A 16,406-nucleotide genomic window follows, 5' to 3' on the forward strand; every position below is an offset into this window, starting at 1 on the left:
GTGGCTGCACCATCGAAGCGGTCATCCCGGCCGACGCCCGTCCGCAAGGCCTGGCGGTCCCTCACCTGGCTGGGCGTCATCATCGCGCTCCTGTTCGGTATCAACGCGGCCGGGGTGATCTGGGGCGAAGGCTCCTGGACCCCGAAGCTGGCGCTCGACCTGGAGGGCGGCACGCAGATCATCCTCGCCCCGCAGGTCGAATCGGGCGCCGATGTCTCGCAGGAGCAGCTCGACCAGGCGGTGTCGATCATCCGTCAGCGCGTCGACGCCTCCGGCGTGGCCGAAGCCGAGATCAACACCGAGGGTGACAACGTCGTCGTCCGCATCCCGGGAGAGCTCGACGAGCAGACGCGCGCCCGCATCGAGCAGTCTGCGAAGCTCGAGCTGCGCGCTGTCCTGCTCGCCGACGCGGCGACGAACCAGACGATCGAGCCGAGTGGGAGCCCCTCGCCGAGCGACGCGCCCGAAACGGAGCTCGAGTCGACGCCGACGGCGGTGCCGACCGACGGCAGCGACCCGGCATGGGTCACCCCGGCACTCCAGGCCGAGTTCGACTCGTACAACTGCTCGCAGCTCGACGAGAACACCGAGATCGCCCCGGCCGACGAGCCGCTCGTGACCTGCGACGTGAGCCGCACCGCGAAGTACCTGCTCGGACCGGTCGAGGCGAGCGGCGAGAACATCGTCGACGCGACGAACGGCATGGTGCAGACGCAGACCGGCGCCTCCACCGGCCAGTGGGCCGTCAACATCGTCTTCGACGATGAGGGCACCGAGGACTTCGCGAAGGTCTCGACCCGACTGTTCGGCCTCCAGGGCCAGACACCCCGAGACCAGTTCGCGTTCGTGCTCGACGGTGCGGTGCTCACCGCTCCCGCCATGAACGGCGCGATCACCGACGGCCGTCCGCAGATCACCGGCAGCTTCACCCAGGAGAGCTCGAAGGCGCTCGCCGACCAGCTCAAGTTCGGTGCGCTCCCGATCAGCTTCACGGTGCAGTCGACCGAGACGATCTCGCCGACGCTGGGCACCTCGCAGCTCCAGTCGGGCCTGCTCGCAGGCCTCATCGGCCTCATCCTCGTCGTCATCTACACGCTGTTCCAGTACCGTGCGCTCGGCTCCGTGACGATCGCGTCGCTCGTGATCGCGGCGGTCATCACCTACCTCACGATCACGATCCTGTCGTGGCGCGAAGGCTATCGCCTCTCGCTCGCGGGCATCGCCGGCCTCATCGTGGCGATCGGTTTCACGGCCGACTCGTTCATCGTGTACTTCGAACGAGTCCGAGACGAGCTCCGCGACGGCCGCCCGCTCGTCGGAGCCGTGGAGGCCGGCTGGAAGCGCGCGTTCCGCACGATCCTCGCCTCGAAGGGCGTGAACCTCCTCGCCGCGGTCGTGCTGTTCATCCTCGCGGTCGGCAGCGTCAAGGGCTTCGCCTACACGCTCGGTATCACCACGGTCATCGACGTCATCGTCGTGATCCTCTTCACCCACCCGATGCTGCAACTGCTCGCGCAGACGCGGTTCTTCTCCAGCGGCAACCCGTGGTCGGGTCTCGACCCGAACGCGCTCGGTGCCGTCTACCGGGGCCGTGCCGAGTTCCGCAAGCCCACCGCCGAGGTGGCGGGCAAGAAGGCGGCCTCGAGCGCCAAGGAGGCGCAGCGGCGCCAGACGATCGCCGAGCGGAAGGCCGCGGCGGTCGGTGCCGGCGATACTTCGAACGAAGGGAAGGAGTCCTGATGGCGAACCGTCTGACCACCTTCGGCAATGACCTCTACACCGGCAAGCGCTCGTTCAACTTCGTCGGCGGCCGCAAGAAGTGGTACGCGATCATCGGCGTGTTCGTGCTGCTCTCGGTCGTCGTCCCGCTCTTCACCGGGGTGAACTTCAGCATCGAGTTCCGCGGCGGATCGCAGTTCCAGATCTCCGGCGTCGAGAACGCCACCGCCGAGCCCGCGATCGAGGCCGTCGAGTCGGTGGTACCCGAAGCGACCACGAAGGTCACCGTCGTCGGCGGCACCGGTGTGCGCGTGCAGACCGACCAGCTCTCGCAGGACGAGTCGCACGAGGTGAGCACGGCGCTGGCCGAGGCCTACGACGTGCCCGAGTCCGAGGTGACGAGTTCGTTCATCGGTCCGACCTGGGGTGCCGATGTCACCCGGCAGGCCGTACTCGGCCTGATCGCCTTCGTGCTGCTCGCCGCAGTCGTCATGGCGCTGTACTTCCGCACGTGGAAGATGTCGGCGGCGGCGATCATCGCGCTCATGGTCGACCTCGTCGTGACGACGGGCATCTATGCCGCGGTCGGCTTCGAGATCAGCCCCGCGGCGATGATCGGTATCCTCACGATCCTCAGCTACTCGCTTTACGACACCGTCGTGGTCTTCGACAAGATCCGTGAGAACACCGCCGAAGACGGGCAGGAGTCGCGTCGCACCTTCGCCGAGTCGGTGAACCTCGCCGTCAATCAGACTCTGGTGCGTTCCATCAACACGAGCGTGGTCGCAGCACTGCCGGTCGCGGCGATCCTCTTCATCGGTGCCGGTGTGCTCGGTGCCGACACGCTCCGCGACATCTCGCTGGCTCTGCTCATCGGCATCCTGGTCGGCACCTGGTCGACCGTGTTCCTCGCGGCGCCGCTGTATTCGCAGCTGCGCGAGGGTGAGCCGGCGATCCGCCGACACGACCAGAAGGTGCTGAAGGAGCGCGAGCGCGCCGGGGCTTCGGCCTCGGCAGAGGCCCTGCCGACCGCATGACGTTCGCCCCCGGCGTTCCTCCCCGTGCACGCCTCACCCTCCGGAGCGGTGATAATTGAGTTCTGGAGGTGAGGCGTGACGGAGACCGGGGTCAACTCAACCGCTTCGCTGCGCCGCCTGGTGCCGCGGATCTTCTCGAAGGCGCAGCCTTCGGGAGCCGTCGACACGCTTCTTCGCACGGTGCGGATGCACCATCCGAAGGCCGACCTCGCGCTGGTCGAGCGGGCGTACACGGTCGCCGACCGTGCGCATGAAGGGCAGAAGCGCAAGAGCGGCGAGCCGTACATCACCCATCCGATCGCGGTGGCGCAGATCCTCGCCGATCTCGGCATCGGGTCGAAGACCGTCGCTGCGGCACTGCTGCACGACACGGTCGAAGACACGGCGTACACCCTCGATGAGGTGCGAGCCGACTTCGGCGACGAGATCGCGATGCTCGTCGACGGCGTCACGAAGCTCGACAAGGTCAAGTACGGCGACTCCACCCAGGCCGAGACCGTCCGCAAGATGATCGTCGCGATGTCGAAGGACATCCGAGTGCTGATCATCAAGCTCGCCGACCGCCTCCACAACGCGCGCACCTGGGGCTTCGTGCCGGCAGCTTCGGCGAGTCGCAAGGCGACCGAGACGCTCGAGATCTACGCGCCGCTCGCGCACCGTCTCGGCATCCAGGCGATCAAGTGGGAGCTCGAGGACCTCTCGTTCGCGGTGCTCTACCCGAAGCTCTACGCCGAGATCGAGAGTCTCGTCAAGCAGCGTACGCCGCAGCGCGAAGAGTTCGTCCAGAACGTCATCGACCTCGTCAACGACGACCTCAAGGCGGCGAAGATCCGCGGCAAGGTCGTCGGCCGTCCGAAGCAGTACTACTCGATCTATCAGAAGATGATCGTCAGGGGCCGCGACTTCGACGAGATCTACGACCTCGTCGGCATTCGCGTGCTCGTGAACTCGGTGCGCGACTGCTATGCCGTGCTCGGTGCCATCCACGCCAGGTGGACGCCGCTGCCCGGCCGCTTCAAGGACTACATCGCCACGCCGAAGTTCAACCTCTACCAGTCGCTGCACACCACGGTTCTGGGACCGAAGGGCCGCGCGGTCGAGCTCCAGATCCGCACCCACGACATGCACCAGCGCGCCGAGTACGGTGTCGCCGCGCACTGGAAGTACAAGGAGCAGACCACCGGCAAGTCCTCGGGCGGCCCCGCGATGCAGAGCGAGACCGACATGGCCTGGCTCGCGCACATCTCCGACTGGCAGGCCGAGACGGCCGACCCGGGGGAGTTCCTCGACTCGCTCCGCTTCGAGATCGGCGCGAAGGAGGTCTACGTCTTCACCCCGAAGGGGCGGGTCATCGGCCTGCCGGCGGGTGCGACCCCCGTCGACTTCGCGTATGCCGTGCACACCGAGGTCGGCCACCGCACGATGGGCGCCAAGGTGAACGGCCGGCTCGTGCCGCTCGAGAGCGAGCTGTCGAGCGGCGACGTGGTCGAGGTCTTCACCTCGAAGAACCCCGACTCCGGCCCGAGCAAGGACTGGCTCAACTTCGTCAAGAGCCCCCGTGCTCGCAACAAGATCCGTCAGTGGTTCACGAAGGAACGTCGTGACGAGGCGATCGAGCAGGGGCGCGACTCGATCGCCCGCGCGATGCGCAAGCAGAACCTTCCGCTGCAGAAGCTCATGAGCCAGGAGTCGTTCGCCGAGGTCGCCGCACTGCTGCGTTACGACGATGTGTCGTCGCTCTATGCCGCCGTCGGCGAGGGGCACGTCTCGACGCAGTCGGTGCTCGAGAAGGTCGTCGCGCTGGTACGCGATGTCGATGACGTCGATGAACCCGACCTGCCGCTGCCGGTCCGCACGCGGCCGCTGCCACGGCATGCCGAGTCGGGCGTGCTCGTTCGCGGTGCGCCTGACATCCTCGTGAAGCTCGCGCGCTGCTGCACCCCGGTGCCCGGCGACGAGATCGTCGGATTCGTCACCCGCGGAGCCGGCGTCTCGGTGCACCAGGCGAACTGCCACAATGTGCAGTCGCTCCTGCGCGAACCCGAGCGGATGATCGACGTCGAGTGGGCGCCGAGCTCCAAGAGCGTCTTCCTCGTGCAGATCCAGATCGAGGCGCTCGACCGGGCCGGGCTGCTCTCCGACGTGACGCGCGTGCTCTCCGAGCATCACGTCAACATCCTCTCGGCCAACGTGTCGACCTCGACCGACCGCCTCGCGCTCAGCCGATTCGTTTTCGAGATGGGCGACACGACGCATCTCGATCGCGTGCTCAACGCGGTGCGACGGATCGACGCCGTCTACGACGTCTACCGGGTCAGCGACGGCTGATCCGAGCCCGAGTCCGAGCCCGAGCCCGGGCCAGAGGCCACCGCCTGGCGAGCGGCATCGACGGCGACGCCCGCGGGCCTCGTCCGCTCGAATCGGGCACGAGCGAGCGCGAGGTGCGGCAGCCGATGCGCCGTCGCGAGACGGGCTCGCAGCGCGTCGCCCGAACCCGCATGCGCCTCGAGGAGGCGTGACACCACGAGCTCGGCGAACGAGTCGTCGAGCGTCGCATCTCGGAGGAGATCGAACGCGGTGCGCGACGGCGTCGTGCACCGTGCGCCGCCGAGTTCGAGGACATCGCCGGAGTCGATGACGACCTCGCGCACACTGGTGCGCGGACTCGAGACGACCGCGACGCGGTCGTGCAGGGGCACGCAGAACTGCGCCGTTCGCGGCGGGACGTCGAGTGCGCCGTGCACCCATGCCGCCGAGAGGCGCTCGATGATCAATCGCCTCGGCACGCGCAGCGCGGCGGCTGCGGCTCGAGTGCTCGGCAGCTCGGGCTCATCGACCGGAGCCCAGCCCTCGTCGATCACGAAGAGCTCGCCGTCGATGCGCGCGGCGCAGAGCTCGGCGAGCGGAAGGTCGTCGGTGCCGAGCACCTGGGGGAGTCGAGCCATCTGCCCATGCTGGGGCATCCGCACGGGAACGAGCGAGGGAGGCGGGATTCTGTGGAGAATCCCGCCTCCCTCGAAACGGTGCGGAGGAGTCGGCGGATCAGCCGCCGACGGCCTTGAGCCAGGCGCGTCGGGCATCGAGGGCCTCGCGCGCAGCAGCGGCCGCCTTCGCGTCGCCGGCGGCCTCGGCGGCCGCGACCTCGGACTCGAGCTTCTCGATCGCGTCGTTGAGCTGGCCGAGCATGCCTTCCGAGCGAGCCTTCTTCTCAGGGTCTTCGCGCTGCCAGCGCTCGTCCTCGAGCGAGCGGACGTGGTTCTCGACCTTGCGAAGTCGGTCCTCGACCGCGCGCACCTGGTCGCGGGGGACCTTGCCGATCTCGTCCCACTTGCGCTGGACGCGGTTCAGCGCGGCGCGGGCCTGCTTCGCGTCGGTCTCGGTGAGCAGCGCCTCGGCCTCGGTGAGCAGCACGAGCTTCTCGTCGAGGTTGGCACGGTACTCCTCGTCGTCCTTCGCGTCGATCTCGGCCTTCGCACTGAAGAGCACGTCGCCGGCGGCCTTGAACTTCGCCCAGAGCTGGTCGTCGAGCTTCTTGCCGGCGCGGCCCGCCTGCTTCCACTCGTCGAGGAGGCTCCGGTAGTCGCCGACCGCGTCGGCGCCGCGGGGTGCGAGCGCCTCGGCGCGTTCGATGAGGCGCTGCTTGCGCGTGCGCACGTCGCGGTGCGCGGCGTCGAGCTCGGCGAAGAACGCCTTGCGGTGCTGCTCGATCGTCGAGCGGGCGGCACGGAACCGCTTCCACAGTTCGTTGGCGTCGTTCTTCGGCAGGCGGGGGCCGTCCTGCTGGTGGCGCTGCCAACTCGCGAAGAGCGCGTCGAGCTCGGCGGTCGCCTGCTTCCACTGCGTCTTCGCCGGGTCCTGCGCTGCGAGGGCCTCGGCCTGCTCGACGATCGTCGTGCGTTCGGCGACGGCGACCTCGAGGGCGGCCTTGGCCTCGGCCTGCTGCTGCTCGGTGAGCTCCTTCGTGGTGCCCGAGAGCGCCTCGAGGCGACGCGAGAGCGACTCGAGGTCGCCGACGGCGTGCGCGTCGGCCACCGAAGTCGAGAGCGTCGAGACGGCCTTGGCGACATCGGCGGCGGGAGCCCCGCGGCGAACGCGCTGCTCGAGCAGCCCCACCTGGCCGGCGAGGTCGGCGTACTTGCGCTCGAAGTAGGCGAGGGCCTCTTCAGGCGTTGCGTCGGGGTACTGACCGACCTCCCGCTCGCCGTCGCTCGTGCGGACGAACACGGTGCCCGTCTCGTCGACGCGGCCCCACGGTTGCTGATCTGATTCGGTCACGGCCTCACCCTTTGCAGGTCGGATGCCGCCGGTACGGCGGCGTGTGCTGTCAAGCCTATTGCACCGCTCGGCGGCGGCGCGGTGCTCACTCGATCGTGAAGCCGGTGATCGTCGTCGGCACCACGGGCGCGCCGTCGGTCGCGCCGTCGGCCACGCCCTGGTCGATGACGCCCGCGCGCAGTGCGTCGAGCCCGCTCGTGACCTGTCCGATCACGGTGTAGCCGCCCGCGGAGTCGGTGGGCAGGGTCGTGTCCTCGTACACGATGAAGAACTGGCTGCCGTGGCTGTAGCCGTTGTTCGACTGCCGTGCCATGGCGAGCGTGCCTGCGGGGTAGACGCCGTCGGCGGGGGCGTTCTCGACCGGCCCGTAGCTGTACCCGGGGCCGCCGCCGCCGGTGCCGTCGGGGTCGCCGCACTGCAGCACGTAGAGCCCCTCCGTGGTGAGCCGGTGGCAGGAGACATCGTCGTAGAAGCCCGACTGGATCAGGCTGATCTCGCTCGCGACCGCCTGGGGCGCCGCGGCACCGTCGAGCTCGACGCCGAGCGGGATGTCGTTGAGGGTCAGCGTCCCCGTCCAGGTGCGCCCCTCGGCGAGGTCGGGGCTCGGCACCTCGCCCTGGTTCTCACCGGCCGCCTCGGTGGGGGCGGGGGTCTCGCTCGCAACGGGCTCGGGGGTGCCGGGGCCGCCGTTGAAGAAGAAGAGCTGCGCGCCCACTGCGAGTGCGAGCACGACGACCAGCGCGAGGACCGCGATCAGGTTGTCGCGGCTCCGCCGCCGCTGCTTGCCGGCGTGGACCTCTTGCCGTGCCTGGTAGGTGCGCAGGCGCGCGCGTTCCTCGCGCGCCTGTCGGTCGTTCGATGCCACGCCTGCTCCTTCTCCGGAATCCTGCGAGCCGACTCTACTTAAGCCCGCGTGACCGCACCAATCGCCGCACCGCGGGAGGGCGGCTGGGATTCGGTGTCGGATGCCACGACTACGCTTGAATCCATGGTCGAATCCGGTCCGGGGCTGCGCTCAGGCGCGACGCCGCTCGCGGTGCGCATGCGTCCGACGAGCCTCGACGAGGTCGCCGGACAACGTCATCTGCTGACACCGGGCTCGCCGCTCGTCGCGCTCGCGGGCGACCGATCGGGCGAATCGGGCTCGGTCTCGGTGATCCTCTGGGGGCCGCCCGGCACCGGCAAGACGACGTTGGCCCAGTCGATCGCGCGCTCGTCGGGGCGCAAGTTCGTCGAGCTCTCCGCGGTGACCGCGGGCGTGCGCGACGTGCGTCAGGTGATGGAGGAGGCCCGGGCCAGCCGCGACCTGTACGGGCTGTCGACGGTGCTCTTCCTCGACGAGATCCACCGGTTCACGAAGGCCCAGCAGGACGCACTGCTGCCGGGGGTCGAGAACGGCTGGGTCATCCTCGTCGCCGCGACGACCGAGAACCCGTCGTTCTCGGTGATCTCGCCGCTGCTGTCGCGCTCGCTGCTGCTCACGCTCGAGCTGCTGAGCGACGACGACCTCGGCCTGCTCGTCGACCGCGCCGTCGCCGACGCCCGCGGCCTCGCCGGCAAGGTGGAGCTCGATCCCGAGGCGCGTGCGGCGATCGTGCGTCTCGCCTCGGGCGATGCGCGGCGGGCGTTGACCGCGCTCGAGGCCGCGGCGGTCTCGGCCGCGGCGATGCCCGCAGCCGGTGCCGGGTCGGCGGAGTCGGCGGCGGCGAGCGGCGACATCGAGCCCGGCGGCGAGGGCGAATCCGACGATGGCGAGCCGGGGGAGCCGGCGGCCGGCGACGACGCCGAGGCATCCGCAACGCCCCGCATCACCGCCGACATCGTCGCGCGTGCCGTCGACCGCGCCCTGCTGCGCTACGACCGCAACGGCGACGAGCACTACGACGTCATCAGCGCCTTCATCAAGTCGGTGCGCGGCAGCGACGTCGATGCCGCGCTGCACTACCTCGCCCGCATGATCGAGGCGGGAGAGGACGCGCGCTTCATCGCCCGGCGCATCATCGTCCTCGCCTCCGAAGACATCGGGCTCGCCGACCCGCAGGCGCTCGGCGTCGCCGTCGCCGCGGCCGATGCCGTGCAGTTCATCGGCATGCCCGAGGGGCGCATCCCGCTCGCGCAGGCGGTCGTGCACCTCGCGACCGCGCCGAAGTCGAACGCGGCGTACCTCGGCATCGACAAGGCGATCGCCGACGTGCGCGCGGGCAAGGCCGGGCGCGTCCCGAAGCACCTCCGTGACGCGCACTACCCGGGCGCGAAGCGACTCGGGCACGGCAAGGGCTACCGCTACCCCCACGACGACGCGATCGGAGTGGTCGCCCAGGAGTACCTGCCCGACACGCTTCGCGGCGCCGTCTACTACGAACCGACCGAGCACGGCAACGAGCGCGAGGTCTCGGCACGGCTCGCGAAGCTCCGCCGGATCGTTCGAGGCGGGCGCTGAGCGCTCATGCCCCGCATGGTACGATGGTCGCTGGCCTGAAGCCAGATCCTCGAGCGCGGCTGCGAGAGGGTCACCGGCGAGTGGGTGCGATCTGTAGCCGATCCACCCCTGGCGAATCCCTCTGACACAGATTTCCGGCGCACGAACGTGCCGGCGATTCACTTGAGATTCTTCCGAAAGGACATTCGTGTCGAACCAGTCACGCAGCAAGACCCGCCTCTCCCGTGCGCTCGGCGTCGCCCTCACCCCGAAGGCCGCCCGCTACATGGAGAAGCGCCCCTACGCTCCCGGTGAGCACGGCCGCACCAAGCGCAAGCAGGACAGCGACTACGCCGTGCGTCTGCGCGAGAAGCAGCGTCTCCGCGCCCAGTACGGCATCCGCGAGAAGCAGCTGAAGATCGCCTACGTCGAGGCCAAGCGCACCGCCGGCCAGACCGGTGAGAACCTCGTCGAGCTGCTCGAGATGCGTCTCGACGCCCTCGTGCTCCGTGCCGGCTTCGCCCGCACCATCACGCAGGCCCGCCAGTTCGTCGTGCACCGTCACATCCTCGTCGACGGCCAGCTCGTCGACCGCCCCTCCTTCCGCGTGAAGCCGGGCCAGCTCGTGCACGTCAAGTCGCGCAGCGAGGGCACCGAGCCGTTCCAGGTCGCCGCCGCCGGTGGTCACGTCGACGTGCTCCCCAAGGTTCCGGGCTACCTCGAGGTCGAGCTCGACAAGCTCCAGGCGCGTCTCGTGCGTCGCCCGAAGCGCGCCGAGGTCCCCGTGACCTGCGACGTGCAGCTCGTCGTCGAGTACTACGCCGCTCGCTGACGCGAGTCGTCTCGAACAGGGGTCGCGGGGTTTCCCGCGGCCCCTGTTGCGTTCCCGGCGAGGGTCGCCCGCTCGCCGCTAGACTGATTCGAGGCGTGCCGAGCGCACCGCGCCGGCGAAAGAACGAAGAGGGAGCACCCGTGAAGAGCATGCTGTGGTTCACCGTCGGCGTCGCGGCCGGTTTCGTGGTCGCGCACCAGGTCAACCAGACCAAGCAGGGTCGCGACTTCTTCTCGTCGATCGACGCGAAGGCCCGCGCCTTCGGCAACGCCATCGCCGAGGGTTATCACGCTCGCGATGCCGAGCTGCGCGCCGACGGCGACGCCTCGGCCGCTCGCTGAGCCAACCCTCACCCTCCCCTCCGGCCCGGACTCCCGGGCGCGACCCCAGAACGGAACCATGCAGACTGCCGACATCCGCCAGCGTTGGCTCGACTTCTTCGCCGAGCGCGGTCACACCGTCGTCCCTTCGGCCTCGCTCGTCTCCGACGACCCGACGCTGCTCTTCACCGTCGCCGGCATGGTGCCGTTCGTGCCGTACCTCACGGGCATCGTCCCGGCCCCGTACCCGCGCGCGACGAGCGTGCAGAAGTGCATCCGCACCAACGACATCGAAGAGGTCGGCAAGACGCCGCGTCACGGCACGTTCTTCCAGATGAACGGCAACTTCTCCTTCGGCGACTACTTCAAGGAAGGCGCCATCTCGATGGCGTGGGAGCTGCTCACCTCCGCCGAATCGGCCGGCGGGTACGGCTTCTCGCCCGACGATCTCTGGGTCACCGTCTACGAGGACGACGACGAGGCGATCGAGATCTGGAAGCGCGTCGCGGGTCTGCCCGACGAGCGAATCCAGCGGCTCGGCAAGGAGACCAATTACTGGCACACCGGGCAGCCCGGCCCCGCGGGCCCCTGCTCCGAGATCTTCTTCGACCGCGGCCCGGCGTACGGCATCGACGGCGGCCCCGCGACCGACGACGACCGCTACGTCGAGATCTGGAATCTCGTGTTCATGCAGTACCTCATCACCGACGTGAAGTCGAAGACCGACTTCACCGTCGTGAAGGAGCTGCCGAAGAAGAACATCGACACCGGCATGGGGCTCGAGCGCGTCGCATTCCTCAAGCAGGGCGTCGACAACATGTACGAGATCGACCAGGTTCGGCCCGTCCTCGACCGCGCATCCGAGATCTCGGGCCGCCGCTACGGCGCCGACCGCGAAGACGACGTGCGCATGCGCGTCATCGCCGACCACGTGCGCTCGGCGCTCATGCTCATGAGCGACGGCGTGAGCCCGTCGAACGAGGGGCGCGGGTACATCCTGCGTCGTCTGCTCCGCCGCAGCATCCGGGCGATGCGCCTGCTCGGGGTCGAGGGTCCGACGTTCCGCGAGCTGTTCGCCGCATCGCGCGACGCGATGAAGGCCGCCTACCCCGAGGTCGCGCGCGACTACGCCCACATCGAGCAGCTCGCGCTCGGCGAGGAGGAGACGTTCCTCCGCACGCTGTCGTCCGGCACCTCGATCCTCGACCTCGCCGTATCGAAGACGAAGGACGCGGGACACGCGGAGCTCGCGGGCGACACCGCGTTCCTGCTGCACGACACGTACGGCTTCCCCATCGAGCTGACGCTCGAGATGGCAGAAGAGGCCGGCCTCGCGGTCGACCGCGCCGCCTTCGACGAGCTCATGACGGCGCAGCGCACCCGCGCGAAGGCCGATGCGAAGTCGAAGAAGAAGGTGCTCGCCGATCTCTCGGTGTACGCCGACTTCCGTGCGAAGGGCGAGACCGTCTTCACCGGCTACTCCGAGCTCGCGACCGAGTCGAGCGTGCTCGGCCTGCTCGTCGACGGCCGACCCGCGCAGCGGGCCGTCGCGGGGCAGACCGCCGAGGTCATCCTCGCCGAGACCGCGCTCTACGCCGAGTCGGGCGGGCAGGCGCCCGACCAGGGCCGCATCGTCGGCGACGGCTTCGAACTCGAGGTGCTCGACGTGCAGAAGCCCGTGAAGGGGCTCATCAGTCACACCGTCAAGGTCGCCTCGGGCGAGGTCGGCGTGGGCGAGCGCGCGACGAGCCTCGTCGACGAGGACTACCGTCGCGGCGCGACCCAGGCGCACTCGGGCACGCACATCGTGCACGCCGCGCTCCGCCAGGTGCTCGGCCCGAACGCCCACCAATCGGGCTCGTTCAACAAGGCCGGTTACCTGCGCCTCGACTACGGCTGGAACTCCGCGCTCTCGGCGGAGACGCGCAGCGAGCTCGAGGAGATCTCGAACGCCGCCATCCGCGACAATCTGCAGGTCGTCACGCGCGAGATGCCGCTCGACGAGGCCAAGTCCCTCGGCGCCATGGCGCTGTTCGGCGAGAAGTACGGCGACGTCGTGCGTGTCGTCGACATCGGCGGCCCGTGGTCGCGCGAGCTCTGCGCCGGCACGCACGTGTCGACGAGCGCCGAGATCGGCATGATCAACATCGTCGGCGAGTCGTCGGTCGGCGCCTCGAACCGCCGTGTCGAGTCGCTCGTCGGCCTCGAGGCGTTCCGTCGCTTCGCAGCTGAGCGAGCACTCGTGAACGAGCTCACCGCGTCGCTGAAGACCCGCCCCGAGCAACTCGTCGACCGCGTCGGCGAACTCGTGGCGAACCTCAAGTCCGCCGAGAAGAAGATCCAGGCGTTCGAGGCGAAGGCCCTGAACGACCGGGTGCCGGCGCTCGCGGCGAAGGCCGGCCGGGTCGGCGAGGTGCTGCTCGTGGCCGAGTCGGTCGGGCAGCTCGGCTCCGGTGATGAGCTGCGTTCACTCGCGCTGTCGGTCCGTGGCCAGCTCGGCGACGCGGCGAGCGTCGTGGCGCTCGCGGGCGAGGTCGGCGGCAAGCCTCTCGCGATCGTGGCGACCTCGCCGGCGGCGCGCGATCACGGCGCGAACGCCGGGGCCCTGGCGAAGGCGGCGGCCGGCGTGCTCGGCGGTGGTGGCGGCGGCAAGCCCGACCTCGCCCAGGGCGGCGGCACCGACGCGTCGGCGATCCCGGCCGCGCTCGAGGCCGTGCGACGCGGCCTCGGCGGGTAGTCGCGGCATGCGCTCCGGGGCCCGGCTCGGCATCGACGTCGGACGCGCGCGCATCGGGGTCTCGCGGTGCGACGCAGGCGGTCTGCTCGCGGTGCCGATCGAGACCGTCGCCCGCGCGAACGACGGCGACGCAGACCTACGTCGCATCGTCGAACTGGCGGGCGAGTACGACGCGATCGAGTTCGTGGTCGGGCTGCCGCTCTCGCTCTCGGGTGGGTCGACCCCGTCGACCGACGACGCGCTCGCGTTCGCCGAGCGGCTCGGGCGCGCCGGGGGAGGGCTTCCGGTGCGCCTCGTCGACGAACGGCTCTCGACGGTGAGCGCCCAGCAGGCGCTGCGCGCGAGCGGGAAGTCGTCGAAGAAGCAGCGTCCCATCGTCGACCAAGTCGCAGCCGTTATCATTCTGCAACACGCGATCGACGCCGAGCGGGCCGCAGGCCACGCACCCGGCCGCGTGCTCGACCTCGACGAAGGGCTCCCACCCCTGTGACCCAGCTCCCCCCAGAGCACCCCGACGCCGACGCCCTCGCTGCCGATTGGCGTGCGTTGCTCGGCAGCGACGCACCGACGACGGGCGCCGTGAGCGCACCGACGACGGGCGCCGTGAGCGCCCCGACGACCGGTGCGACGCCTCCTGCCGGCGCGCGGCCGATGACACGTCGCGAGATCCGCGAGGCGGAGCAGCGGGCGGCCGCGCAGGCCGAGGCCGGGAGCGCCGCAGCCGCTGAGCCCCAAGCATTCCAGCCCCCTCAGCCGGCCGTTCCCGCCCGTCCTGAGACCGCGCCGCCGCCGCAGCAGCCTCAGCTGGAGCTGCGCCGACCGCAGACGTCGCCGTCGTTCCCCGAGCCGGCCGCAGCCCCACAGCCCGCCGCGCCCGCTCAGCCGCGTTCCGCATTCGACGCTCACCTCGCGGGGGAGGCGCCGCCGATCGTGCCGCGCCCCGAGCCTGCAGCGGCACCTGCGCCGGCCGCCTCGGCGTCGCCGTTCGCCGACCTCCTCGGCGACCCGCACCAGTCGCTCGATCCGATGGCCGACCCCGAACCCGAGCCCGCGCGGCGCAAGCCCTCGCGCGCCGAACGCCGGGCCGCGGCATCCGACCCCTACGATCACGACCACGACGAGAAGCCGCGCCGTCGCGGCGCGTGGGGCTGCCTCATCGGCCTGCTGGTCGTCGCAGCGCTCGGCGTCGGCGCGTTCTTCTTCCTGCAGGGGCCGATCAACGCGGTGATCGAGCGCTTCCAGCCGGCGGCCGACTACGAGGGCACGGGCACCGGCGAGCTCGTCTTCATGATCCACGAGGGCGACACGGGCGAGTCGATCGGCGCGAACCTCGTCGACGCCGACGTCGTGGCCTCGACCGACGCCTTCCTCGAGGCGATCGACGAGGCCGCCACGGCTCCGGTGTTCTACCCGGGCGCGTACCGCCTGGCCGAACAGATGAGCGCGAAGGCGGCGCTCGACGCGCTCGTCGACCCCGCGAACAAGCTCGAGAACACCTTCGTGATCCCCGAGGGCACGGCGACCGTCGATGCGCTGCCGCGCATCTCCGAGGGCACGGGCATCCCGCTCGAAGAGCTGCAGGCCGCTGCGGCCGAGCCGCCCGCGGACTACGGGCTGCCCGCCGAGGCCACGAGCCTCGAGGGCTTCCTGTTCCCGGCGACGTACACGCTCGACCCGAACCTCGACGCGCATGCCGTGCTGCAGACGCTCGTCGACCGGCAGTTCCAGGCGCTCGACGAGGCCGGCGTCGCACCCGCCGACCGGTGGAAGACGATCGTGCTCGCGGCGCTCGTGCAGCGCGAGGCGGGGCTGAAGGACGACTTCTACAAGGTCTCGCGCGTGTTCCTGAACCGCCTCGACCCGGCGAAGTGGGAGAGCGGGCTGCTGCAGTCCGACGCGACGGTCGCCTACGGCACGGGCAACACGCACCTCGTCACGACGACCGACGCCGAGCGCGCCGACCCGGCGAACAAGTACAACACCTACGTGCATCCGGGGCTGCCGGTCGGGCCGATCTCGAACCCGGGCGATCTCGCGATCGATGCGGCGGTGCATCCCGCCGACGGGCCGTGGCTCTTCTTCGTGACCTGGAACCTCGACACCGGCGAGACGATCTTCTCCGAGACCGTCGAACAGCACGACGCCGCGGTCGAGAAGTGGCTCGCCTGGATGGAGGAGCACCCCGAGTATGGCTGAGTCTCGGGCGACGCCCGGCGCGGGCCCGAGCGCCCGCCTCGCGGTGCTCGGCTCGCCGATCTCGCATTCGAAGAGCCCCGCGCTGCATCGCGCCGCGTACGCCCGGCTCGGCCTCGACTGGGAGTACTCGGCGGCCGAGGTCACCGGCGAGCACCTCCCGGCGTTCCTCGACGGGCTGGATGCCGCGTGGCGGGGTCTCTCGCTCACGATGCCGCTCAAGCAGGACGTGCTGCCCCTGCTCGACGAGGTCGACGAGCTCGCAGCGCTCACCGGCGCGGCGAACACGGTGCTCCTCGACGGCGGGCGGCGCCTCGGCTTCAACACCGACGTCGGGGGCATCGTGCGCACGCTCCAGGAGTCCGGGGTCGGCAGGGTCCGCCGTGGAACGCTCATCGGCGCGGGCGCGACGGCCGCGTCGGCGCTCGTCGCGATGGCCGAACTCGGGGCCGAAGAGGTGCGGGTGCTCGTGCGCCGGCCGGGCTCCGCCGCCGAGCTCGAATCGCTCGGACACCGCGCCGGTCTGGTCACGACGGAGCATCCGATCGCTTCGCTCGCCGACGAGCCCGGCGGCGGCGCCGCTGCGGCCGCCGGCGAACTCGTCATCAGCACCGTGCCCGGCGGCACCGATCTCGGCGTCGTGCCCTCGGCGGCCCTCGTGGCGGGCGCCGTCCTCCTCGACGTCGCCTACGATCCGTGGCCGAGTGAGCTCGCACGGGCGTGGCTCGACGCCGACGGCACGGTCGTGCACGGTCTCGGCATGCTGCTGCACCAGGCGCTCCTGCAGATCCGCATCTTCGTGAACGGAGATCCTTTCGCTGAGCTGACCGACGAGCATGACGTGCTCACCGTCATGCGCGAGTCCGTCGCCTGA

General features: G+C 70.2%; 13 protein-coding genes. 10 read left to right on the forward strand and 3 right to left on the reverse strand.

What is annotated here, in order from left to right; all coding sequences use genetic code 11:
* The 3 genes from secD to GQQ93_RS10280 all read left to right on the forward strand — a co-directional run bounded on the left by secD (position 1) and on the right by GQQ93_RS10280 (position 5,084).
* Positions 1-1,740: a protein translocase subunit SecD gene (gene secD / locus GQQ93_RS10270; protein ID WP_246192268.1), complete on the forward strand. Its 1,740-nt coding sequence runs from the start codon at positions 1-3 to the stop codon at positions 1,738-1,740.
* Positions 1,740-2,756, forward strand: coding sequence for a protein translocase subunit SecF (gene secF / locus GQQ93_RS10275; protein WP_157424132.1), 1,017 nt, complete (start codon positions 1,740-1,742; stop codon positions 2,754-2,756). The genes secD and secF overlap by 1 nt, the downstream gene beginning before the upstream one ends.
* Positions 2,757-2,831: 75 nt before the next feature.
* The gene (locus GQQ93_RS10280) at positions 2,832-5,084 is read left to right on the forward strand and encodes a RelA/SpoT family protein (protein ID WP_157424133.1); all 2,253 of its coding nucleotides are present in this window, start codon (positions 2,832-2,834) and stop codon (positions 5,082-5,084) included.
* Here the strand turns inward: GQQ93_RS10280 and GQQ93_RS10285 are convergent.
* The 3 genes from GQQ93_RS10285 to GQQ93_RS10295 form a co-directional block, all read right to left on the reverse strand.
* Positions 5,063-5,701, reverse strand: coding sequence for a type IV toxin-antitoxin system AbiEi family antitoxin (locus GQQ93_RS10285; RefSeq protein ID WP_170296172.1), 639 nt, complete (start codon positions 5,699-5,701; stop codon positions 5,063-5,065). The two genes, GQQ93_RS10280 and GQQ93_RS10285, sit on opposite strands and share 22 nt — an antisense overlap.
* 97 nt (positions 5,702-5,798) lie before the next feature.
* Positions 5,799-7,031 (reverse strand): DUF349 domain-containing protein, encoded by a 1,233-nt coding sequence (locus GQQ93_RS10290; RefSeq protein ID WP_212277307.1) that lies wholly within the window; start codon positions 7,029-7,031, stop codon positions 5,799-5,801.
* A gap of 85 nt (positions 7,032-7,116) precedes the next feature.
* Complete coding sequence (locus GQQ93_RS10295) at positions 7,117-7,896, reverse strand: peptidylprolyl isomerase (RefSeq protein WP_157424135.1); 780 nt, start codon at positions 7,894-7,896, stop codon at positions 7,117-7,119.
* 123 nt (positions 7,897-8,019) lie between these two features.
* Between GQQ93_RS10295 and GQQ93_RS10300 the strand changes: the two genes are divergently transcribed.
* From GQQ93_RS10300 to GQQ93_RS10330, 7 genes are all read left to right on the forward strand, one after another.
* Positions 8,020-9,471: a replication-associated recombination protein A gene (locus tag GQQ93_RS10300; RefSeq protein WP_157424136.1), complete on the forward strand. Its 1,452-nt coding sequence runs from the start codon at positions 8,020-8,022 to the stop codon at positions 9,469-9,471.
* A 187-nt stretch (positions 9,472-9,658) separates the two neighbouring features.
* Entirely contained in the window at positions 9,659-10,282 is a 624-nt protein-coding gene (rpsD, locus tag GQQ93_RS10305) for a 30S ribosomal protein S4 (protein ID WP_022887983.1), read from the forward strand.
* Between the two features lie 140 nt (positions 10,283-10,422).
* Positions 10,423-10,623, forward strand: coding sequence for a hypothetical protein (locus GQQ93_RS10310; protein ID WP_022887984.1), 201 nt, complete (start codon positions 10,423-10,425; stop codon positions 10,621-10,623).
* Between the two features lie 58 nt (positions 10,624-10,681).
* Complete coding sequence (gene alaS / locus GQQ93_RS10315; RefSeq protein ID WP_157424137.1) at positions 10,682-13,339, forward strand: alanine--tRNA ligase; 2,658 nt, start codon at positions 10,682-10,684, stop codon at positions 13,337-13,339.
* A gap of 7 nt (positions 13,340-13,346) precedes the next feature.
* Complete coding sequence (ruvX, locus tag GQQ93_RS10320; protein WP_157424138.1) at positions 13,347-13,829, forward strand: Holliday junction resolvase RuvX; 483 nt, start codon at positions 13,347-13,349, stop codon at positions 13,827-13,829.
* On the forward strand, positions 13,826-15,535 hold the full coding sequence (gene mltG / locus GQQ93_RS10325) for an endolytic transglycosylase MltG (protein ID WP_246192269.1): 1,710 nt from the start codon (positions 13,826-13,828) through the stop codon (positions 15,533-15,535). The genes ruvX and mltG overlap by 4 nt, the downstream gene beginning before the upstream one ends.
* Positions 15,528-16,406, forward strand: a complete 879-nt coding sequence (locus GQQ93_RS10330; RefSeq protein ID WP_157424139.1) for a shikimate dehydrogenase — start codon at positions 15,528-15,530, stop codon at positions 16,404-16,406. Before mltG ends, GQQ93_RS10330 begins: the two co-directional genes overlap by 8 nt.

This window comes from Agromyces lapidis, from assembly GCF_009749405.1.
GTDB lineage: Bacteria > Actinomycetota > Actinomycetes > Actinomycetales > Microbacteriaceae > Agromyces > Agromyces lapidis.

Excerpts from the sequence above, each read along its gene's own strand:
- GQQ93_RS10330 (WP_157424139.1), top strand. The coding sequence starts at position 15,528 with ATGGCTGAGTCTCGGGCGACGCCCGGCGCGGGCCCGAGCGCCCGCCTC.
- ruvX (WP_157424138.1), top strand. The coding sequence starts at position 13,347 with ATGCGCTCCGGGGCCCGGCTCGGCATCGACGTCGGACGCGCGCGCATC.
- alaS (WP_157424137.1), top strand. The coding sequence starts at position 10,682 with ATGCAGACTGCCGACATCCGCCAGCGTTGGCTCGACTTCTTCGCCGAG.
- GQQ93_RS10285 (WP_170296172.1), bottom strand. The coding sequence starts at position 5,701 with ATGGCTCGACTCCCCCAGGTGCTCGGCACCGACGACCTTCCGCTCGCC.
- secF (WP_157424132.1), top strand. The coding sequence starts at position 1,740 with ATGGCGAACCGTCTGACCACCTTCGGCAATGACCTCTACACCGGCAAG.
- GQQ93_RS10300 (WP_157424136.1), top strand. The coding sequence starts at position 8,020 with ATGGTCGAATCCGGTCCGGGGCTGCGCTCAGGCGCGACGCCGCTCGCG.